Annotated in this window: 20 protein-coding genes; 10 read left to right on the forward strand and 10 right to left on the reverse strand. The window is 64.4% G+C overall.

Going from position 1 to position 19436, the window contains the following annotated elements:
- The first annotated feature begins 72 nt into the window (after window positions 1-72).
- The 6 genes from GON01_RS06425 to GON01_RS06450 are packed head-to-tail and all read left to right on the forward strand — an operon-like array spanning window position 73 to window position 6586.
- Window positions 73-225: a hypothetical protein gene (locus tag GON01_RS06425; protein ID WP_157026549.1), complete on the forward strand. Its 153-nt coding sequence runs from the start codon at window positions 73-75 to the stop codon at window positions 223-225.
- On the forward strand, window positions 222-1724 hold the full coding sequence (locus tag GON01_RS06430) for a DNA cytosine methyltransferase (protein ID WP_157026550.1): 1503 nt from the start codon (window positions 222-224) through the stop codon (window positions 1722-1724). The genes GON01_RS06425 and GON01_RS06430 overlap by 4 nt, the downstream gene beginning before the upstream one ends.
- Window positions 1693-3336, forward strand: coding sequence for an McrB family protein (locus tag GON01_RS06435; RefSeq protein ID WP_157026551.1), 1644 nt, complete (start codon window positions 1693-1695; stop codon window positions 3334-3336). Before GON01_RS06430 ends, GON01_RS06435 begins: the two co-directional genes overlap by 32 nt.
- Window positions 3333-4988 (forward strand): DUF2357 domain-containing protein, encoded by a 1656-nt coding sequence (locus tag GON01_RS06440; protein WP_157026552.1) that lies wholly within the window; start codon window positions 3333-3335, stop codon window positions 4986-4988. Before GON01_RS06435 ends, GON01_RS06440 begins: the two co-directional genes overlap by 4 nt.
- Window positions 4989-6089: a protein NO VEIN domain-containing protein gene (locus GON01_RS06445; RefSeq protein ID WP_157026553.1), complete on the forward strand. Its 1101-nt coding sequence runs from the start codon at window positions 4989-4991 to the stop codon at window positions 6087-6089.
- Entirely contained in the window at window positions 6086-6586 is a 501-nt protein-coding gene (locus GON01_RS06450; protein ID WP_232328706.1) for a very short patch repair endonuclease, read from the forward strand. Before GON01_RS06445 ends, GON01_RS06450 begins: the two co-directional genes overlap by 4 nt.
- A 73-nt stretch (window positions 6587-6659) precedes the next feature.
- Here the strand turns inward: GON01_RS06450 and GON01_RS06455 are convergent, their stop codons facing one another.
- The 3 genes from GON01_RS06455 to traA all read right to left on the reverse strand — a co-directional run bounded on the left by GON01_RS06455 (window position 6660) and on the right by traA (window position 12245).
- Window positions 6660-8117: a DNA sulfur modification protein DndB gene (locus GON01_RS06455; protein ID WP_157026554.1), complete on the reverse strand. Its 1458-nt coding sequence runs from the start codon at window positions 8115-8117 to the stop codon at window positions 6660-6662.
- Between the two features lie 813 nt (window positions 8118-8930).
- Window positions 8931-9377: a DUF6118 family protein gene (locus tag GON01_RS06460; RefSeq protein ID WP_157026555.1), complete on the reverse strand. Its 447-nt coding sequence runs from the start codon at window positions 9375-9377 to the stop codon at window positions 8931-8933.
- Between the two features lie 9 nt (window positions 9378-9386).
- Window positions 9387-12245, reverse strand: a complete 2859-nt coding sequence (gene traA, locus GON01_RS06465) for a Ti-type conjugative transfer relaxase TraA (protein WP_157026556.1) — start codon at window positions 12243-12245, stop codon at window positions 9387-9389.
- Window positions 12246-12414: 169 nt separating this feature from the next.
- Here traA and GON01_RS06470 point away from each other — a divergent pair, with 169 nt between their 5' ends.
- A complete protein-coding gene (locus GON01_RS06470) occupies window positions 12415-12741 on the forward strand; it encodes a conjugal transfer protein TraD (protein ID WP_408640901.1) in 327 nt (108 codons plus the stop codon).
- 16 nt (window positions 12742-12757) lie between these two features.
- On the forward strand, window positions 12758-12967 hold the full coding sequence (locus GON01_RS16905) for a conjugal transfer protein TraD (RefSeq protein ID WP_181600211.1): 210 nt from the start codon (window positions 12758-12760) through the stop codon (window positions 12965-12967).
- Here the strand turns inward: GON01_RS16905 and GON01_RS06480 are convergent.
- Window positions 12964-13230, reverse strand: a complete 267-nt coding sequence (locus tag GON01_RS06480) for a hypothetical protein (RefSeq protein ID WP_157026559.1) — start codon at window positions 13228-13230, stop codon at window positions 12964-12966. The genes GON01_RS16905 and GON01_RS06480 overlap by 4 nt on opposite strands.
- 175 nt (window positions 13231-13405) lie before the next feature.
- Window positions 13406-13726: a DUF736 domain-containing protein gene (locus GON01_RS06485; RefSeq protein WP_157026560.1), complete on the reverse strand. Its 321-nt coding sequence runs from the start codon at window positions 13724-13726 to the stop codon at window positions 13406-13408.
- Window positions 13727-14113: 387 nt separating this feature from the next.
- On the opposite strand from GON01_RS06485, the gene GON01_RS06490 reads away from it, so the two are divergent.
- On the forward strand, window positions 14114-14368 hold the full coding sequence (locus GON01_RS06490; protein WP_157026561.1) for a hypothetical protein: 255 nt from the start codon (window positions 14114-14116) through the stop codon (window positions 14366-14368).
- Window positions 14369-14380: 12 nt separating this feature from the next.
- On the opposite strand, the gene GON01_RS06495 is transcribed toward GON01_RS06490, so the two are convergent.
- The 3 genes from GON01_RS06495 to GON01_RS06505 form a co-directional block, all read right to left on the reverse strand.
- Window positions 14381-15286, reverse strand: a complete 906-nt coding sequence (locus GON01_RS06495) for a HEPN domain-containing protein (protein WP_157026562.1) — start codon at window positions 15284-15286, stop codon at window positions 14381-14383.
- Between the two features lie 83 nt (window positions 15287-15369).
- On the reverse strand, window positions 15370-15612 hold the full coding sequence (locus GON01_RS06500; RefSeq protein ID WP_181600212.1) for an RNA polymerase sigma factor: 243 nt from the start codon (window positions 15610-15612) through the stop codon (window positions 15370-15372).
- Window positions 15613-15667: 55 nt separating this feature from the next.
- On the reverse strand, window positions 15668-17482 hold the full coding sequence (locus GON01_RS06505; protein ID WP_157026564.1) for a ParB/RepB/Spo0J family partition protein: 1815 nt from the start codon (window positions 17480-17482) through the stop codon (window positions 15668-15670).
- 496 nt (window positions 17483-17978) lie between these two features.
- On the opposite strand from GON01_RS06505, the gene GON01_RS06510 reads away from it, so the two are divergent.
- The gene (locus GON01_RS06510; RefSeq protein ID WP_157026565.1) at window positions 17979-18191 is read left to right on the forward strand and encodes a helix-turn-helix transcriptional regulator; all 213 of its coding nucleotides are present in this window, start codon (window positions 17979-17981) and stop codon (window positions 18189-18191) included.
- A gap of 63 nt (window positions 18192-18254) precedes the next feature.
- On the opposite strand, the gene msrA is transcribed toward GON01_RS06510, so the two are convergent.
- Together msrA and msrB are read right to left on the reverse strand one after the other, a co-directional pair.
- Window positions 18255-18767 (reverse strand): peptide-methionine (S)-S-oxide reductase MsrA, encoded by a 513-nt coding sequence (gene msrA / locus GON01_RS06515; protein WP_157026566.1) that lies wholly within the window; start codon window positions 18765-18767, stop codon window positions 18255-18257.
- A complete protein-coding gene (msrB, locus tag GON01_RS06520) occupies window positions 18764-19213 on the reverse strand; it encodes a peptide-methionine (R)-S-oxide reductase MsrB (RefSeq protein ID WP_157026567.1) in 450 nt (149 codons plus the stop codon). The genes msrA and msrB overlap by 4 nt, the downstream gene beginning before the upstream one ends.
- Window positions 19214-19436: the final 223 nt, after the last annotated feature.

Consider the following 19436-nt stretch of genomic DNA (forward strand, 5'->3'; position numbering starts at 1 on the left):
TGAGGATTCGGCCGATCATTGGATGCTTCAGGAGCATGTCCGTTGGCTCACCCCGTCCGTGTCCAGGTTCTGTTGAGTCGTCCCGACGCGGAGCGGTTCGAGCGCTTCTGTGAGCTGCACGGTCACAAGAAGTCGACGCTGATCGCGCGGCTGGTCCGCGACCATCTTGATCGCGAAGGCTTCGCAATGCAGCGCGAATTCTTCAACGAAAGTGCCAGAAAATGAATGCTGCCGACCAGCAAGCCGTGCTGAGTAAGATCGCGCGGCTGCGCGCCGGCGGGGCGCCCCGCGTCCTCGATCTTTTTGCAGGGTGCGGCGGCCTGTCCCTTGGGTTTCAAGCGGCAGGGTTCGATATCGCCGGCGCGCTCGAGATCGATGCCGATGCCGCGCGCTCTCATGGCCTGAATTTCCATCGCGGCGATCCGCTGCATTCCGAGCCGCGCGACATTATTCAGCTGCGTCCGGAGCGATTTGCCGACGCGCTCGGCCTCGGACCGGTCAATACGTGCGTCGATGTGATCGTGGGCGGACCACCATGCCAAGCCTTCGCACGGGTCGGCCGATCCAAGCTGCGCGAGATCGACGAGCATCCCGAAGCGTTCAAGCACGATCCACGCGCGCAGCTCTACCTAGAATATCTGCGTTATGTCGAAGCATTCCGGCCGTTGGCCCTGCTGATGGAAAATGTGCCGGACGCGCTCAACCATGGCGGGCAGAACATCGCGGAGGAAACCTGTGAGGTGCTACGCGACAAGGGCTATGTAGCCGGATACACCCTGCTCAACGCGTCCTTCTATGGCGTGCCGCAGATGCGCGAGCGCATGATCCTCCTTGCCTATCGCGAGGAGCTCGGTGCGTCGGTACACTTCCCAGCGCCCACACACTTCATGCAGCTCCCGCCTGGGTATGCGGGCAGCCGTCAGGTGGCGCTCAAGCTGCTCAACCGCTCCAGCCTCGCTGACGAGGCTCACAGCTATATCGACCCCCCCGAGGCGGATCGCTCACTCCCACCTGCGGTGAGCGCAGCGGAGGCGCTCGCTGATCTTCCCGCCATCACCGAGCATCTCGAAGGCAGGCTGAAGCGCGGCGCGCGCCGGTTCGACGGCTTCAGCGCGTATCGTCCCGGCAAGCCGGCCGGTTATGGCAAGCTCATGCGGACATGGCCGGGCTTCGAGAGCGAAGCGGGCGTCAACGATCACGTCATCCGCTACCTGCCCCGCGACTGGAAGCTGTTCGCGCGCATGAATCCCGGCGATCAATATCCCGAGGCTCATGCCCATGCGGTCGCCATGTTCGAGGAGGCGCTCGCCGCGCAACGTGCCGCGACCGGCCGGCCGATCCGTACCGGCAGCAAGGAATGGGAGACACTGCGGTCGTCCATCGTGCCGCCGTACGACGTCGGCAAGTTTCCGAACAAATGGCGCAAGATGGAGCCTGATCTGCCTGCGCGCACGCTCATGGCGCATCTCGGCAAGGACAGCTACAGCCACATCCATTACGACAGCGCTCAGGCGCGCACCATCTCGGTCCGCGAGGCCGCGCGCCTTCAGTCCTTTCCGGACGGCTTCGTTTTTTCCGGAACGATGAATCCGGCATTCCGGCAGATCGGCAATGCCGTGCCGCCGCTGCTGGCCCAGGCAGTGGCGCAGGCGATGTACGCAACCCTCCAGACGGCAGTGAAGGACAAGCTGAATGAGCCTTTCGGAGCGGCGGCGGCAATTTGAGCGCGCATCGCGCGCCGATCCCCTGGTTACGCCGAAGACCAAGTTTCACAAACTGTTCGGTGTCTCCAACAGCGCCAAAGTTATCCCGGGCGGTCTGCAACTCGGTGTCGTCAACCTCGACAATGTCGTGGATGATGTCGATGCGTTCGCTTTCGCCTGCACCATGGTGTTCCCGCCGGCAGACGAGGTCTATTTCACCGCCTATGTGCGGTCCGGTACGCAGGCGATGATCTCTCGGCTCACCGACATGAAGCGGCGCGGCGCGGATGCGGCCGTGGCGGCGACCGTCGAGGATGAGGCGGAGGAGGAAGACGGGCTCGGCTATGCCGCTCGCAATAACAACACGGTGGTGGTGCTCGCGGACGACGGACATTTCTATCTTCGCAACCAGGGCTTCTGGGACACGCTGCCCACCAATCGCGCGGCGTTCGGCCCGCCCATTCCGGTCGACCGTATCAATGTCGCCCTCTGGCCGCCCGCCGCGTCCGCCCAGCGCAGCCTGCTGGCGCGCGAGTTCATCGGCTATCTTGCGCGGTTCACAGGGCGCGAGAAGGTCCATGAAATCCGAGTCTGGGAGGACGCCTCCGCCGTCAGCGCCGCTATGCGTCGCATGCCGGACAGCGTCCCGATCGACGAGATCCGCACGGCGATCGCAGCCCTAGGCGGTGTCTATCCTGACGCGCTGATTGACCGGTTCCACGTCGGCCTCAACCATCTCGCGCATAAGCATTTCGTCATCCTCCCCGGTATTTCGGGAACCGGAAAGACACTGCTTGCGCGGCAATATGCGCGCGCCGTTCATGGCATTCCTTCTCTGGACGCACCCGACCCACTGCTTTTCATCTGCCCCGTGCGCCCGGAATGGACCGATCCTACCGGTCTCACCGGCTATTTTGACGTGCTGCAAAACCGCTATGTCGTCCCGCCCTTCCTTGAGGCGATGCTGGTCGCCACCGCCTATCCTGATGCGCCGGTGTTCGTCGTTCTCGACGAGATGAATCTAGCCCGGGTCGAATATTATCTGGCCGACATCCTGAGCAGCATCGAAAGCCAGCACCCCGTCGTGCTACATTCAAACAGCGTGCCGCTCGAGGGCAGCACGGGCGGCGAAATCCCGCCTCGGCTTGCCCTTCCGGCCAATCTCTTTCTGATCGGCACGATCAACATCGACGAGACCACCAATACGCTCAGCGACAAGGTGCTCGACCGCTCGGTCGTGGTCGACATGTCGCACGTCAATCTGACCCGCTTCTTCGAGGTCCTCACCGGACGCGAGGCGAGCCTTGCTCCCTCGGTCCAGGTCTGCGCTGCCGTTCTCGAACCTCTGAACGCACTGCTTGCACCCCATGGACTTGGGTTCGGCTATCGTCTGGCCGAGGAGTTCGTGCGGTATCACGCCTTTGCCGTTTCGCGGCTCGGTTCGGAATCGGGTGCCGTCATCGATGACCTGTTGGTGCAGAAGGCGCTGGTGCGGCTACGTGGCGGCGAGGCGCAGCGGCTGATGCTGTCGGGTCTCGCCGCGACGCTGAACGGCTATCCGCGCGCCCTCGAAGTCATTGCCCGGTTGATCGCTGAACTCGAGGAGCTCGGCACCTTCCAGAATGCCCGATGACCGAGCTGTGCGTCCGTCCGGCGGGCTCGCCGGGTCCGGGATGGCGGGTTTGGCCGGACGCGCAGCCAATCCCGCCCGGCGCCATAGCTGAGGCGAATGATTATTTTTTTGAATTGAGCGGCGCCGAAGGCGCGCCGGATGCCGACCTTTTTATCGACGATCTTGCTCTGGAGGCGCTTCGAACCCGCAACGCGTCATCTGCGCGCTGGCGGTGGAGTCCGGGCTTCCACGCCGGCACCGCGGAGTGCCGGCTTCGCCTCGCGGGTCGGTCGCATACTTTCGACGTGATTCTTGATCCGGCCGAACGCAAACTCACGCGCGACGCCTTCGACACCATGGTGCGCGAGATTCTCGAAGACAGTTTCGCGCTTTTCTCGCTCTCATCCTTTCATAAGGGGCTTTCGCGCGGCAACGGCCACAAGCCGCCGCCGCTGGCCCGACTGCAGTTCCTGCGCAGCCGGATCGGCGAGATCGCGCGGACGGTCGAGGCGATTGCCGCGTCGCCCCGCAAACTCCTCCGCGGCGAAGACGTCGCGCTACCCTTTCACCGCGCCGCCGGTGCGACCGGCGCGGAAATCCTTAAGTCTTTCCGTTCGGGCCGCGTCCTCGTTGCGCAACATTCGGCCCGGCTCCCGCCGGGACTGGCAGGGCACCTGCCCGCTCAAATCCTGAAGCGCACCCGCCGCTCGACCTTCGATCGTCTTGAACATCGCGAGATCAAGGCGAGCCTGCGTCTGTGGTCGGCTTGGCTGACGGGTGCGGCGGTGCTGCTCGCCTCAGCGCCGGGCGATGGCGAAGTCGCGCAGACCGCATCCACCTGGAGCCGCCGCCTGCGCCGTCTCGCGCACACGCTCGACAAGCTGCTCCGACTGCCGTTGTTTGCGGATGTCGGCACGGCTCCGCCACGCGTCACCGCCTCAGCGATCTGGCGAGCCGACCCGCGTTACCGGCGCTTCCACCAGCTCTGGCGCGACATGTCGCTCGGCATCACCAACCTGTTCGGCGACTTTCTGGACATGCCGCTGGCGCGCACCTTCGATCTTTACGAGCTCTGGTGCTTTCTGCGGCTGCTGCGCGTCGCTGCCGCGCGCAATACTGGCCCACCACTTGAGCTTGGGTCGCTGTTCCTCGCTGACGCTGCGGGGCTAACGCTCGCCGCGGGTGCCGTCACCGTGCCGCTGCCCGGCCTCGGCCTGACGCTCTGCTTCCAGCGCCGCTATCGCGAATTCTGGCGAGAGCAGGAAGGCGTGGGCAGCTTCAGTCGCGACATGCAGCCAGACATCGTCTTCGAGCGCCGCGACGCTGCCGCGGATCAGCCGCTACGCCTGATCGTCATCGACGCAAAATATCGGATTGGACCTGGGCTCAATGACGCGCTTGGCAGCGCCCACATGTACCGCGATGCGATCGTGCATGGCGCCGCCGGGGGAATTAAGGGCACGGTCGATGCGGCCTATCTCGTGACGCCCGACGCTCCGCTTGTCGCGGGACCGTGGCGCGACACGCGCCTCCCGGCGCGCCTGTTCCACCCGGACTACCGCCGCACCTTCCGCTTCGGTGCTGTGACTTTGCAGCCCGGTATGCCAATGACGGTGATCGAGGCGGCGTTCGACGCAATGACAGAGGACGCCACCATTCGTCGGAGCGACTGAATGAAACTGGCCGTCAAATTGTTGAAGCGATCCGACCTGACTTTCTTCGAGCCGCGGTACCGGCTCGTCAACGCCGGCAATCAGAAATCCCTGAACCTCAATCGTTCGGTGCTGATTGACCAGTTCTATCCCGCGCTTGCCGACAACCGGCACAAGGCGCTTCTGCCTGTCACGCTTAACATCTGGGGTCCCGCTGCGGCGGGCCGCTTGCGCCTCTCCCGGAGCATCACCAAGGAGGCGAAAAACTGGCGCCTCAACGGCGAATTCGTTCACAACCCGGATGTAGAGCCAAGCCGGTTTGATGCGCTCGCACCCGATGATATCGCTCTGCTGCGCTTTGACGGGGCAGCTGCGCCACACGCCGTCAGCCTCGTGCTGATCTCCGCCGGCGCCCCCGCCGAAAGCCTGCTTCACAGCCGGCTCGTGCCGCTCGCCGGCAACAGCATGCGGGTCATTGATGCTGAATCGCTTCTGGAGGCGCTGGAGGGCATCGACCCCGATCACCCTGCGCGTCTGCTCGTGACGACCGACGCCGAACTAGCCGATATTCAAGACGCCGCCGCAGGTGATCCCGCGGCGACTGCAAGGACGATGACGCGGCGTAACCTCAGCCGCGAGGATGTCGCGGCCGCGCGCGAACGAGCCAGCGAAACCGGCGCCGAAGGCGAGACGCTCGTGGCGCACTGGCTGGCCCAGCAACAGGAAGCAGGTGGTCTGGCCCGCTGGCGATGGGCCTCGGAGGAAAACGCGCTCAGCCCGTTCGACTTTTCGGCCCAAGACCTGCTGGGGCGCGATATTCATATCGAGGTGAAGACGACGACCGCGAAGGTGCCGCGGCCCTTTCACATCTCGCTCGCGGAGGTAGCCGCCGCGGCCACCGTGGCGCACTACGATCTTTATCGCGTGAGCGCGCTCAACGACGGCAGCGGCGTTCTTCGCCGCTCGGAAAATATCGCGGGCTGGGCGCAGCAGCTACTGGCCGCCTTAGCCGCGCTGCCGCCCGGGATCATTCCGCAGGACTTCCTTGTTGAGGAGGCCGTGTTCGCCTGGTCCGAGCCGGAAACAATCCTGCTGCCCGGCGAGGACGGAGACGAAGCATGATGCTCGGGGATGCCAAAGCATCCCGTGCCGATCCGCTCACGCCCGCGCAGCGCCGTTTGTGCATGTCGCGTATCCGCGCTGCCGATACGCGGCCTGAGATGATCGTCCGGCGCGGACTTCATGCATTGGGCCTGCGCTACCGGCTCCACGACCGGCAGTTGCCCGGAACGCCGGATCTCGTGTTCCCCGTTTATCGCGCCGTAATCTTCGTCCACGGCTGCTTCTGGCACGGACATGATTGCCCCCTGTTCCGCGTTCCAGCGACCAGGACGGAATTCTGGACAGCCAAGATCAGCCGCAATCGTGAGCGTGATCGTGACGCTCTCGCCGCTGTCATCGATCAAGGGTGGCGTCCGCTGATCATCTGGGAGTGTGCGATGCGCGGCCGCGCCCGTCTTCCCGAGGAAATCCTGCTGGCGCAGGTTCACCGGTGGATCGTCGAGCGGCAGAATGCGGCAGAGATCGCCGGAGCGTGGGGCGCCGAGCCCACGGGCTGACTTGCCGTGGCGGCCCCAAAGGGGCGAGCGGACTGGGTGTCCGCTCGCCCGAATTGCAGGGAGTGCAACGTTCTCAGCCTTCGCGGCGGCTCGGCAGCCCCATTTTCCAGCGGATCATATCCGCGAGGATCGGGAAAATGTCGTTGTGCTTCGCGCCGAAGCGGAAGAAGCCGCCCTGCATCGCGCCGATATCGCGATTGGCGGTGCCGCCGTCGTCCGGCAGGTAACTAGACAGTCCGTTGAGACCCGCGTCCAGCCGCTCGCCTTCCGACATCTCGTAATAGCGCCACATCGGGTTCTCGTGACTGAATTCGATCTCCGGAATGCCCGCGAGGAACTGCGCATAGAGCTCCTCCGCGTTGTCGGGCCGGCGGTTGTTCCAGTTGAGATCATAGGCGATCTTGGCGAGCGCCTTCAGGACGACCGGCTGAGCCGCGACCGTCTTCTCCTTCGCCCGGTCGTCGCCGAAGCCCGGGATCTGCGCGATTTGACCCCAAAGCTCGAGGATCGCATTCTCGCGCGGCTCCACGATCGCAGGTGTGGCGCCGGCGATATTGCCCTTGTTGAGGAAGGCCGTGGCATTGATCGCGACCACGTCCTTGAGCACGAGCGCGCCGGTATCCTGCGACCAGTCCTTCACCTCGGAGTCGATGATCCGCAGCCCCAGGTCTTCGCTGAGCCGCCGCTTGATGAAGTGAGTGATCGGGTTCGAGCCGTCGAACTGGAAGGCGAGCGAGGCATCAACCTTCTTGCCCAGTCGATTGAGGTCGTGGAACAGCTGACGCTCCTGGTCGATGTCCAGGCCGAGATGGACCTCCACCGTGAGAGTCGCATAGGCGCGGGCCGCCTCATAAGCCTCGTTCCAGACCTGCATGTCGGCATCAGCCACCGGCTTGCCTTTCTCGGCGAACAGCACGGCACCTTTGCCGGGGTAGCGCCCGGTCTGGCGGACGGTGTCGAGAAAGTTCATCGCCAACTCCGCCGCGTGGCGGCGGTGCTGACCGTCGATCACCCACAGGATGTGCCGCTCGGAGAGGAATACCTTGAAGCCGGCGGTTTCGTCCTGCTTGGTTTCAAGACGAACGCCGCGGATACCGCCCGCGCCCGTGCCGCCGGGCGGCACGTTACGGATGTTGCAGACTAACGGCTGCAACGAGAAATAGGGCTGTTCCCCCAGGGCGCGGAGCACCCCGTCGAACGCGTCGGGGACGTCCTTGCCCAGCGCGATGCGGCGCATCTTCGCCGCGGACACAAGGCCCTTCACCATATACACCGCGAGCTTGCGTGCGTGCCCTTCGTCGAGCGGGCGCTGTGCGACGGGGCCGCTCTCACGATCGTTCGCAACATCGGAAATGTCGTAGAATTTGCGGAAGGGGACGGACATCGTGAAGACGCGATGACCGAGATTGTGGCCGATGAAGACGTTGAATGGCGTTTCGTTCACGTCGCCAGAATCCGCGAGGATGTCGAGCGTATCGAGCTCGCGGGCGCTCTGGAGGGGGATGGGCAGCTCGCCGGACTTAGGGTACATATCGTTCTCCTTGTTTCTGTCGTGGCGGGCGTGCTGACTTGCCGGTTAACCGCCCTCCACGACGCGAAATAAGCCCATGGGAGATTATCTGTCAACGAATAAATCTCCCATGGGATATTATCTTTGCTGGGTCTGCATTCGCGGCGCCGCGGCGACACAGCCATGCCCGCTGGGAGACAGAGGTTCTCACCTCTCGGAGGCGCGTGCGCTTTCGTCCTAATCTGGCGAGATCGGACAGATCACTCAGTCAAGCTATGGCGTGCCTCAAGAAAAGCGAGCGCATTGGCGAGGTTGTCCGTTCCGGTGATGGAAAGGACCTTTTCGCCATACTTGCACGTCCTCGGGCATGTCGGCGCCGCAATTTGAATGGGAGAGGCCGTGGTTTGAGACCAGGACGGCACGCAGAATTATCGCCGACGTTTTGGGTGAGGTCCTTGGTGATCTCCTGCGCGACAGAATGGATGGTTGGTCGAGGAACCGGACATCACCTCACGCTACGGCCAACGGCTTGAGGACCGGCTCAATGGAAAGGCGCTGGGTGGCTACCGGATTAAAGTCATAGCGAGACGATCACTTCGCACGTTTGGGGAAGTCTCGCGAGAAGCCGAGGGCCCTGATCTCTACCTTGCCGTCTCGATGGAGTGAGTTCGGCTGCTCAGGACCAAAGGCGTGCTCGCCCAGGCCAAGCGCGATTGATAATCGGTCTGTTTGAGTCGCCAAAGCGGACCTCGGACCCAAGACCCGTTCGAATTGAGGACGAGTATCGCGAACCGAGCAGGGCCGATTTGGTACTGAGCGGCCAATTATAAGATGCTATCCGGTGATCGCTCGGGCGAGAGCAAGCAAGCCGCCTGCTGCGCCCATGCCAAGTACCCAGGCCCAGATCAGCGCATCGTTCTGAGCGGCGCGATTCCGGGCGCTCCGTACTTGGTTCGTGAACTCTGCAGCGGAGTCGGTCATCGCCCGAGCGGCGGTTTCGATCGTGGCGCGGTCATACCGCCTCAAGCGCTCCGTCGCGCGCTCGACTCCTGCGGAATACATCTCATGTGTGACCTGCATTCCCGGACTCGCGTCGATCTTCTTCAATGCCTGTGTCAAGCCCTGCTGTTGGGCGGCCATGCTCTCGATGGCAGGTCGATAATCGGGTAGCGCATTGCGCTCTGCAGCCAAGCCCTCGATGGCCCGCTGGAGAAGGGCGAGGCGCGCTTCCATCATCTTGAACGCTTCGGCGGCAGGGTCAGGGGGAGCTTCGTGCTGCATGTCCGACGCTTAGATCTCCAGTCCGCGCGAACGCGAGCGGCCGAGCCAGTCCTGGAGTTCGTGGGACAAACTTGCTCCGCCCGACCCTGAAATTCCGAAGTCTTTCCTTCGAGTCCGGAGCAGCGACTCAAGCTGCGGATCGCGGTGCAGGCCGTCGATCAGGCTGACCATGCGCTCGCGTGCGTGCTCCGCGCGCGCATAATCTCCATCATGTTCTGAATGAGCGCGAACGCGGTCAAGCTGGCGCCACTTCTGGACGAAATCATCGGCGCGCCGAGTGATGTCCAGGCGAAGCTCGGTTTCCATCCGCATCGCACGAATCGCTGCCCCGGTCCGACCTTTCGCCGCCTCATCGACAAGCGAAAGATTGGCGATGAAGGCACGCCGCAAATCGCGCGAAGCCTCGGGTTGCGCGGCGTTGAGAGCGTGGGCCGCCTGGTCCAACTCCGCCTGCTGGTGGGGCAATGGCTGGAGCCCCAGTTTTCGCATGCGAAGAATGTCAGCCTGCGCGCGTGCATATCGCTCGACAGAGCTTTCGAGCGCCGTGCGCTCGGGTGCGAGCCGGGACACCACGCTCGGCGTCAGCTTCAGTCCAGCGAAGATGCTGCGCACGGGAGCCGGCTTGGCCTGTTCGACCACGTCGCGCGCGACCCGAATCTCGCGCCGGTCGGCAAAGGCGCGCGCGTAGTCGGACGCCATGTCCTTAGCCCGCTCGCGCGAGAGCGCCGCGACCAGCCGCCCATGATCGGCGAAGTCGTCCTCGCCATAATAGAGCGCGACATGCTCGCGATGCCGCGTCAGCGCGACGTAAGCGGCGTGCCGGTCGAGCCCGGGCGTCGCCAGCATATGCACGCGGTCGACGGTGACGCCCTGCGCCTTGTGGATCGTGGCGGCGTAGCCATGGTCGATATGCGCATAGTCTTTGAAGTCGAAGGCAACCGATCGCCCGCCGTCCAGCATCACGACCATGCGGGCACGCGTGACACTCTGCACTTGGCCCAAGGTGCCGTTCTTGACGCCGAGTTCCCGCTCGTTGCGCAGGAACATGACCCGGTCGCCGGCCGCGAACTTGCGCTCACCGCGTTCAGTCGCGACTGCGACATCGTTGCTGAGTTGGCCGCTCGCGCGCACCTTCTCGCGGGCGGCCTGGTTCAGCAGCCGCACCTCCTCACGCGTATGTGCAAGCATCAGTCGCGACGCGCTCGGCCGCTTGACCCGCCCGGCGTCCCAGCGCTCGACGAGCTCGCCGCGCGCCGCTTCGCGAGTAGGCGCCGCCTTCACGTGACCGCGGTCCGCATAAGCGTCGATCGCCTCTTCCGTCCGTCCGGTGGCGAGCTGGCGCGTAGCGTCACGCTGCCAGTCCTTTTGCTGACGTCGAACTTCAGTGATCTCGATTGCGCCATGCCGCTCGGCGATCGAGCGGAACGCCGCGCCGGCTTCGATCGCCTGGAGCTGTTCGGGATCGCCGACCAGGACAAGCTTGGCGCCGCGCCTTTCGGCTTCGCGGACGATGCGCTCCATTTGCCGCGTGCCGATCATGCCGGCTTCGTCGATCACCAGCACGTCGTTGCTGGTCAGCAGCTCACGGCCCTGGCTCCATTGATGCTCGAGGCTCGCAATCGTGCGGGACGCAATGCCGGAGCCGTGCTCCAGATTTTCGGCCGCAATGCCAGACAGAGCGAGGCCGTGGACGCGGTAGCCGCTCTCTTCCCAGGCTTCGCGCGCGATGCCCAGCAGCGCCGATTTACCCGTGCCGGCATAGCCGATGATCGTCTTCAGATCGCCGGGCCGCGTCACATGATGAAGCGCTATCTGCTGCTCCCAGCCAAGCTCCAGGCCGCGCTTCTCGGCCATGGCCTGCGCTAGTTCGACCATGCCGCGGTGGGGAGCATGTCCGTTGCGCTCGGCCATCGCGATCGTCGCGCGCTCCAGGCTCTGCTCCGCTTGCAGCATCGCCCGGCTGGTGAAGCGCTCCTGCCCTCTCCCGTCCTGGCCGAGCCGCACCAGCTCTGGCGAACTGCGCACTGCCGCCATGACGTCGTCGAATTGCTGTTTCCCATCGCTGTGTCGGTGAACGAACATCGCCAGGTCGCGGGTCGTGAACGTCGCCTGTTGGTGCGTGATTGCGTCGAGCGCGATTTGCGGACGCGCGATGATCTTCTCGCCATTGGCGCGGGCGATGGCGTGGTGTTCGACGAGGCGCTCGGATGCGAGCCCCTGCTCCGCCATGCGTGAAGCGGCTGGGCCGATCTTGTTCTGCGGTTCGAGGTCGATGCCTTGCGCTTCCAATGAGCGGTGATCGATGCGCGCGTCGATATCGAGTTCAGCGAGGCGCTCATTGACGTGGTCGGCCCAGGCTTCGCGCCAGTGGTTGAGAAGTTCGGTGCGGTTCCAGTCGCGGACCTTGGCGCCGAAGCAGTCCTCGCCCAGTTCGCGCGTCGTCAGCATCACATGTGCGTGCGGCTTCGCGAGCCCGTCTGCGCCGACATCCCAATGAACGTTGAGGTCGGCGATCATGCCGCGGCCGACGAACTCCCGTTCGATGAAGTCTCGGGCGAGCGCGATCCCTTGCTCTCTCGTCATCTCGCGCGGGATCGCGAACTCGATCTCGCGCGCGAGTTGCGCGTCGATGCGCTTCTCTGCCGCCTCGGCCGCATTCCACAGCTGCTCGCGGTCGCGCCACTTCTCCGGCGCGCCGTCCGGCAGCATCACTTCGGAATGGACGACGCAGGCCTTGTTCGAGAAGTCGTGATGCCGGTCCAGCCGCTGATCGTGAAGCCGCGAGGCGGAGCGGTAAGCCGCGGCCGCCAGCGCGCTGGAGCCGTTGGCGCGGGAAATGACCTTGGCGGAGAAGTGGTAGATCGCCATCGCGATCACACCTTCTACACTTTAGCAAGCACGTCGGCACGACGTATAAGCGCGCCCTCAAAAGATTTCATCTTTCTCGGGACGCCGAAATCCCAAGTCATTCCAGCGCATTGCGACTGATCGGGCCAAGCGATAACTGGCCTGTCCTCATCGTGCAACTGAGGACAGGATGATGCGCAAGCCCCGCGACTATGACGCCGAGCTGAAGGCGCTGAACGAACGCGGGGCCCAGCTTAAGCAGCGCAAGGTACAGCAGCTGGGCGAACTCGTGATCGCAACGGGTGCGGACGCGCTCGCGATCGAACTGCTCGCCGGCGCGCTGGTAGCGGCGGCCAAGGAAAAGGACACTTCTGTCCGGGAGGGCTGGCGCAAGGCGGGCGCGGCCTTCTTTCAACGTCCGGCGCGCGCTTCGAACAGCGCTGCTCCAGGACGCAGTCCGGCTGCATCGGGCAGCGGCGCAGCGCAATCGACTGATCGTCACCAGAGCGCGTCATGACACGCGAGAGTGGCAAGTGAAGCGGCGCGAACGCACGCGACAGCTGATCGAGCTTGGCGGCTTGGTGGCAAAGGCCGGGCTGATCGAAGCCACAGATGATGACCGTGCCGTGGTCTTCGGGCTGCTCGTCGAAGCGGCTGCGAAGCTCAGTGGTTCCGATCGTGAGCAGCAACTGCTGCTCTGGCGTCGGCGGGGCAAGCGCGCGTTCAACATCGAGGAATGCTAGTCGGCAGTTGCGATTTCCGACAATGGATTGCGCGAAATCAGTCCCCAACGATCACCACCGGTTTCCGAACCTCTTGCTCCAATCTCGATCAGATACTCTTTGGTGTGCTCCGCGCTTAGCCCCGTGACATGGATGAGCGTGTCAAGCTTTCTCCATTTCGGCCCCTTGTTGAGCATTTCAGTCAACAGTCGCTCGATTGCTTTGTCGAATTTGGGATGTTGGCTCTTGCGGCCGAGATGTGCCGATAGCCAAGTCGTTGCCATCGAACCTCCAGTCCCAACAAGCGCTCCCAGAATTGCCCAGGCTCCCTCTGGCATATTCATCCTCCCCAGTCGGTTGGAGACGAAGTTTGCCTTGGCGTGCCGATAAGGCAACCTGCCGGCCCGTGATAAATTTGGAGATGTCCCGCAGCTCCGGCGAGCTGCGGGACGGGTTTCATCAATCCGCCGGATTCCAGAGGATGACGAAGCGATCGTCGCGCTCGTCGGCGGCTTGGGCGAGGTTCGCATAGAGCCGACGCGGCCCGAACTCCGGCGCGGCAAGGCTCAGCGATACATAGTCGCGACCGCTGGCTTCCGAGCGGCGCATCCAGCCGGCGCCGATCTCGACGTCACCGGAGACGACGCGGTAGTCGGGCTGCACGTCGTTGCGCTTGCGGGCGTTGGGGACGATGCTGATTTCGGCGCGGATGCTGAGCGTCTTGAGCTGGCCTTTGAAGCTGCCGTTCTCGTCCTTGGCGACATAACCGATGGCAGGCATTGATCTTACTCCTTCTCGCGATCGGGAACCGTTCCCGTCGACGCGGACCGGAGTTGGCCGGGCAGAAGGCGGCGCTTGCATCGCTTGCGGCCGAAGCGTGAGCGGAGGACCTGAGCTGCCACTATTCTTGATGGTGTGGACACCCCTTCGTCAAGGCCGGACACATGAGAGCACTCAACCGGAGTTCATCATTATCAGTCAGGCCTTGACGAAGGGGTGTCCACACATGGTCCCGCGAGGAGCCGCGAAGCGGCGGGGAAGAATGGCGGCAGCGACGGTTGCGGGCGGCTCCGTCCGGCCATAGGTCAAGCGTGAACAGACGGGATCGGACCCGATGCGGAGAGGGTGATCCCATGCTCATGCCCCACCAGACGACGAGACGTGCACGTGACGACTGAGCCCTGCCAAGGCCCGCTTATCGATGCGACCAAGGATATCGAAGCCTTTGCCGAACGCGTCATCGGCTTCGTCGCCGATGCGGTGTTGGATGGCGCGATCGCCGGCGGCCTAGTGCCGGAAGCCTTGATGCTGGCAGCGGTCGAAGTGGCGGCGAGTCAGGACGGAGATTCGGAGCGCGTCGCGGAATGGCTGACGCGGATTGCGCAGCGCATCAGAGATGCCAACGAGCCGGCTGCTTCATGAGCCGCCCCGCGATCAGGCGGCGGTGCTCCGTTCAAGGGTCGCGAGGCGCTCTTCGCACGCGGCACGGACAAGGTCCTGCAGCGCAGAGATGCGCTCGCCGATCCAGGCGAGATCGTCGGCGGTGATCTGGTAGCTCGCTGAGTAGCGCGCCTCGACGTACGCGCGCTTCAGCCGTTCGAACCGCGCGCGATCCTGCCGTGTCGCACGCGGCCACGCCTCGACCAGACGCGGCTCCTTGTCCTCGGCAAGCGAACGCAGGAACTTGATGTTGTGCGAACGCGGGAAATACAGGGTCCGGACCAGCAGGAAGCAGATGTAAAGGCGCTCGGCTGCTTGGTGGAGCAGGAATGCGGCCTCGACGGGTCGCCCTCTCTCGACATTGTCGGCTGCGTTTTGGAAGAAGGTTTCGGCGCTGGGCAGCCAGCGCTCGAAATATTCCGTCGCCATCCGGCGGGCATCGGCCGCAGTGAGCGGCTTTGGCGTAGCGAGCGGGTGACACGGCAGCTCGTAGAGCGCGATGCCGTCGCGGGCGATGTCGACCCAGAAATACTCGCCGCGCGTGAGCGCGCGGTTCACGTCGTCGAGCGAGTGCACGATTATGTTGACGGGGCGGCCGATGGCCGGGTCTCGCGCGATCCGGTCCTCGGCGATATACCAATAGTCGGCAATGTCGGTCAGGTCTTCGTGGCTGACGACGATCAGCAGGTCGAAGTCGGATTGATATCCGTTCTCGGGCTCATCGACCCAGTCGCTCCGGGCGTAGGAGCCGAACAGGATGATCTTATAGACCTTGCCGTTCCGCTTGTGCGGCTGTGTGCAGCGCGCGATTGCCTTGTCGAACTCTTCGAGCAGGATGTCGCGCACGCGTTCCAGCTCGTGCTGCTGGCGCTCGGGGAGATGATCAAGGTCGGTGCGCATCCGGACTGATCCTAGAGTCTGGTCGGGATTTTGCCAGTCCGGCCGGTGCGCGGACTCCCCGTGCACCGGCCGGATTTTCTGCGTCAGAACCAGCGCTGCCACCAGCGCAGGTGTTCGCCGTCCATCTGGCGGCGGATGTTGTACAGCGCCCGCGCCAGCCGCTTCTGCACGCCCTTCCGGCTTAGGCGCGTGCGCGCTGCGATCTCGGCATAGGGTCGGCCGTCGCGGCATTTGGCCAGGAAGATGTAGCGCTGCATGGCGGGAAGATTGGCGACCGCCCTTTCCAGCCGCCGCAGCTCATCGGCCTCATCTGCTTGGGGCGTCATGGGACACTCCATCGGAAAAAGGCTGGCGGCGCTTGGTGCGCCGCCAGCATGGGGTTCAGGCGGCGTGCGCCAGACCGGGGGCGGAAGGTTGGTTCGTCTCGGCCTGCGGCTCGGGTGCGGTCAGTTCTACCAGCTGCGCCGCGCGGGCGACGGTGCCGCCGCCGCCGCGCCCGGTGTAGGCGGCAGGCGGGAAGGCCATCCATTTCGGCACCCAGCCATCGACCTTGGCGCGGCCATTTTCGCCGGTCAGGCAGTCGCGGATGATCCGGCGCTTGACCTTGCCGGTCGCGCTTGCGTTGGCGTTCGCGACAGTCTCGCCCGCGACTTCGCCCAGCACGGCGTCCAGCACTTCGCGATCCCGGAGCCAGTCCAGCAGCGCGTCGTCGGACTGCCAGACCTCGGCCATGCTGACGCCAAGCTCGCGCCCGAGAAGCTCGATCAGCGCCGATCCCGCCGCTAGCGTCTCGCCCATGACAATGGCGAGGATATCGAGCATCGCCTCGTCCGGCAGCGCCAGCAGCTTCGCAAACAGCCCCGCCACGCCAGCCGGGCCCTCATAGCCGCCGGTCACCTTTGGCGTTTCCGGATCGAAGCCGAGCAGCGCCAGCACCCCGCGCCGCTTCTCGTCGAAAGCCGCCTCGGACGGACAGGTCTCGACGCTCTCGGCGATTGCATCGCTGTGTCCCCGCTGCGGCTCCACGCGAACGGTCCAGAGACACGAGCCCGCGATCGCATGCGCGACCATGAGCCGCAGCGCGATAGACGGTGCGGACGCAAGTTTTGCGCGCACCGCCGCATGCCGATGCAGGTCGATATAGTTCTGCAAGGGCGCGCTGACCTCGGGGCGGACCGGTTTGGCCGGGGCTTCGCCGCTCGCCTGCTTCGCGCGCTGCCGCGCTTCCTTCAGACTGACGTAGCCCTCGTGGATCGCGACATCGCCGCGCGACGACACGGCGATGAACACCTTGCCGCCTTTGCGTTTGGGGCAACGCTCATGCTCCCAGCTATGGAAATGCGTTCCGGCGGGAAGCACGATGACTTCGCTCCAGCCGGCCTCGCGATACTCGGCTGCACGTGCCTCAATCGCCGCATTTTGGGCGGCCCAGAAGGTGTCGGCGCAGGCGAAGTAGTTGTCCTCGCCAAACAGGTCAGAGACGGTCGCGCCGTCATAGCTCGTAAGGTCGAAGAGCGCTGCCTTGGTCGGGATGCTCTCGCCGCCGAACAACCATGCCTTGAGGCTGTGGCCCATCGGACAGCGCAGCGGATCGGCCTCAAACAGGGCGAGCCATTCGCGCTGCCGCTCCTTGCTGGCCAGCGTCAGGTGCCGGATGCTCGCTGCATTGATCTCCTCGCGCCGATAGAGCTGGCGGATGCGCGGCAGGAGGTTGCCGAGCGCGAGGGTGCGCTTCACCTGAAGCTCGGCCAGCCCGAAGGTGAGCGCGATCTGCTCCGGAGTGCGGCCTTCACGGACAAGCCGGGTGAAGCTTTCCCAGCGGGTGACTTCGTCCGGGTCCAGCCGGGCGACGTTCTCGATCAGCGAAGCCTCAAGCGCCGCCGCGTCGTCTCCGGCTTCCATGACTGCGCACGGCAGCGGCTCGATTTCGCCCGCCTCCTCCGCCACGGTGACCGCCGCGAAGTAACGCCGCTTGCCCGCCACGATCTCGAAGCTGTCTGCCGACCCGTCCGTGACCGCTCCCTCGTCGTCACTCTGGCGAGTGACGGGACAGGCTCTGGGGCGCACGATCAACGGCACGAGCACGCCCCGCGCGCGAACAGAAGGAAGAATATTGGAAATGTCGGGCTTTGCCTTGGCGCGCATGTTGGCGGCCGAGACGCAAAGCTGGCCCAACTCGATATGACGCAGTTCCATTGCTCCTGCTCCTTCTCAAAAACCACCGCACCCGGCGCCGGAATGGCGGGGTGGGCGGCAGGAGCGGCCCCAGAGGCCCGCCGGCAGAGGCGGGCCGCACCCGTAGGGGCGCAATGAAATGGAGCAGCCGGCGCAGCCGGCTTGCGGCACGCCGCGGCGGGCCCACCGGCAGCGACGCCCACCCCGCCAGACCAAGCCGGAGGCAAACGCCGCCGCGCCAATCAGGCGCGGCGACCGCCAAGCCGAGCCGCGCGACTCGGCGGCATTTCGACCACCCGTTGTGCGAGCGAGCATGTCACGATCAACAGTCGCAATTCGCGCCATGACTTCCGGTTTTGGCGCGGCCGCTTGCGTTACGAGATCAGCCGCGCTGGTCCCAGTTCGCAGGGTCGTCAGGGGGGAGGGTCGGAATCGCATATGGGCGATTCCGACCCTCCCGCGCGGCCAAGCCGCTGGTCATGCTGTTGGCATTCCATTCCAAGTGAGGACAGCCAAGATGGCCCGACCGATCGCGAACGATCGCATTCTCAGGATTAGTACAGTGCTGGCCAAGACCGGGTTGAGCCGCTCGACCATGTACAGAAAGATCGACCAGGGTACGTTCCCGAGGCAGGTCAAGATCTCGGACCGGTGCGCAGGCTGGTATGAATCGGAAGTGGAAGCGTGGCTGAGGAACCCGATGTTCTATTCGGCGGAGGAGGGGCGATAGACCGCCAAGCGGCGTCTACGGCCCCGAAACTCGGACCTCCGCAACGCCGCTCAGCGGCACCGTTCAGGCGGCGTCAGCCGACCGACTGGGTAACACCCAGCCCGGCCGCGGAAAATGGCAGGTGTAGCCATTCGGCAATCGTTCCAGATAATCCTGATGCTCGGGCTCAGCTTCCCAGAACGGCCCGGCTTCAGCGACCTCGGTGACAACCTTTCCCGGCCAAAGTCCGGAAGCATTCACATCGGCGATTGTCTCGTCGGCTACCCGCCTCTGGGCCTCGGTCGTGTAATAGATCGCGGAGCGATAGCTGCTCCCCACGTCATTGCCCTGGCGGTTGAGCGTGGTCGGGTCGTGAATCTGGAAGAAGAACTCCAGGATGCGGCGGTAGCTTGTCCGCTCCGGATCGAAGTCGATCGCAATCGCTTCGGCATGCGTCCCGTGATTGCGATAGGTCGCGTTGGGAACATCGCCGCCGGTATAGCCGACCCTGGTCGAGACGACGCCCGGGAGCTTTCGGATGAGGTCCTGCATTCCCCAGAAGCAGCCGCCGGCGAGGATGGCCCGCTCAGTCGTCATAGCAGGTCCTCTACCTGGTCAAGATAGGCGCCATAGCCCTGGGCTTCCATTTCGGCCCGCGGCACGAAGCGCAATGACGCGGAGTTGATGCAATAACGCAGGCCTCCTCGGTCGGGTGGACCGTCTGTAAAGACATGCCCGAGGTGGCTGTCGCCATGCGCCGAGCGCACTTCCGTGCGGGTCATGCCGTGGCTGGTGTCGAGGGACTCGAGCACGTTGAGAGGCTCGATCGGTTTGGTAAAGCTCGGCCATCCGCAGCCTGAATCATATTTGTCCGATGACGCGAACAGCGGCTCGCCGGAGACGACGTCGACGTAGATGCCCGACGCCTTGTTGTTCAGATATTCTCCGGTGCCTGGGCGCTCGGTTCCGCTCTCTTGCGTGACGCGGAACTGCTCCGGCGTCAGTCCGGCAAGGGCTTTGTCGCTTTTGGCGTAGTCGGCCATCGGATGCTCCTCCTGGCATTTGCGTTCAGCTGGCGGCCGAAGACCGGGCTTTCCTCCCGATCCCTGCGCGATCGCAGCCAGATCGTCCCCGAAATCTTCGGCCCGGCCAAGGCCCGCCGCAATAGGACGATGGTCTCAGGCCTCCACCCTGCCGGAGCCTCGACACCTAGGTATCGCCGACACCTATGTCCAATCGATCGGGCGCGCCCACGAAAGCAATTCG

This window comes from Sphingomonas horti (assembly GCF_009753715.1).
GTDB lineage: Bacteria > Pseudomonadota > Alphaproteobacteria > Sphingomonadales > Sphingomonadaceae > Sphingomonas_B > Sphingomonas_B horti.

Bases quoted from the DNA above. Each gene is read 5' to 3' on its own strand.
- GON01_RS06460 (WP_157026555.1), bottom strand. From the start codon at position 9,377: ATGCAGCACGAAGCTCCCCCTGACCCTGCCGCCGAAGCGTTCAAGATG.
- traA (WP_157026556.1), bottom strand. From the start codon at position 12,245: ATGGCGATCTACCACTTCTCCGCCAAGGTCATTTCCCGCGCCAACGGC.
- GON01_RS06480 (WP_157026559.1), bottom strand. From the start codon at position 13,230: ATGGCAACGACTTGGCTATCGGCACATCTCGGCCGCAAGAGCCAACAT.
- GON01_RS06500 (WP_181600212.1), bottom strand. From the start codon at position 15,612: ATGACGCCCCAAGCAGATGAGGCCGATGAGCTGCGGCGGCTGGAAAGG.
- GON01_RS06435 (WP_157026551.1), top strand. From the start codon at position 1,693: ATGAGCCTTTCGGAGCGGCGGCGGCAATTTGAGCGCGCATCGCGCGCC.
- GON01_RS06505 (WP_157026564.1), bottom strand. From the start codon at position 17,482: ATGGAACTGCGTCATATCGAGTTGGGCCAGCTTTGCGTCTCGGCCGCC.
- GON01_RS06455 (WP_157026554.1), bottom strand. From the start codon at position 8,117: ATGTACCCTAAGTCCGGCGAGCTGCCCATCCCCCTCCAGAGCGCCCGC.
- msrB (WP_157026567.1), bottom strand. From the start codon at position 19,213: ATGGCCGACTACGCCAAAAGCGACAAAGCCCTTGCCGGACTGACGCCG.
- msrA (WP_157026566.1), bottom strand. From the start codon at position 18,767: ATGACGACTGAGCGGGCCATCCTCGCCGGCGGCTGCTTCTGGGGAATG.
- GON01_RS06450 (WP_232328706.1), top strand. From the start codon at position 6,086: ATGATGCTCGGGGATGCCAAAGCATCCCGTGCCGATCCGCTCACGCCC.
- GON01_RS06470 (WP_408640901.1), top strand. From the start codon at position 12,415: ATGATGCGCAAGCCCCGCGACTATGACGCCGAGCTGAAGGCGCTGAAC.
- GON01_RS06485 (WP_157026560.1), bottom strand. From the start codon at position 13,726: ATGCCTGCCATCGGTTATGTCGCCAAGGACGAGAACGGCAGCTTCAAA.
- GON01_RS06495 (WP_157026562.1), bottom strand. From the start codon at position 15,286: ATGCGCACCGACCTTGATCATCTCCCCGAGCGCCAGCAGCACGAGCTG.
- GON01_RS06440 (WP_157026552.1), top strand. From the start codon at position 3,333: ATGACCGAGCTGTGCGTCCGTCCGGCGGGCTCGCCGGGTCCGGGATGG.
- GON01_RS06445 (WP_157026553.1), top strand. From the start codon at position 4,989: ATGAAACTGGCCGTCAAATTGTTGAAGCGATCCGACCTGACTTTCTTC.
- GON01_RS06510 (WP_157026565.1), top strand. From the start codon at position 17,979: ATGGCCCGACCGATCGCGAACGATCGCATTCTCAGGATTAGTACAGTG.
- GON01_RS06430 (WP_157026550.1), top strand. From the start codon at position 222: ATGAATGCTGCCGACCAGCAAGCCGTGCTGAGTAAGATCGCGCGGCTG.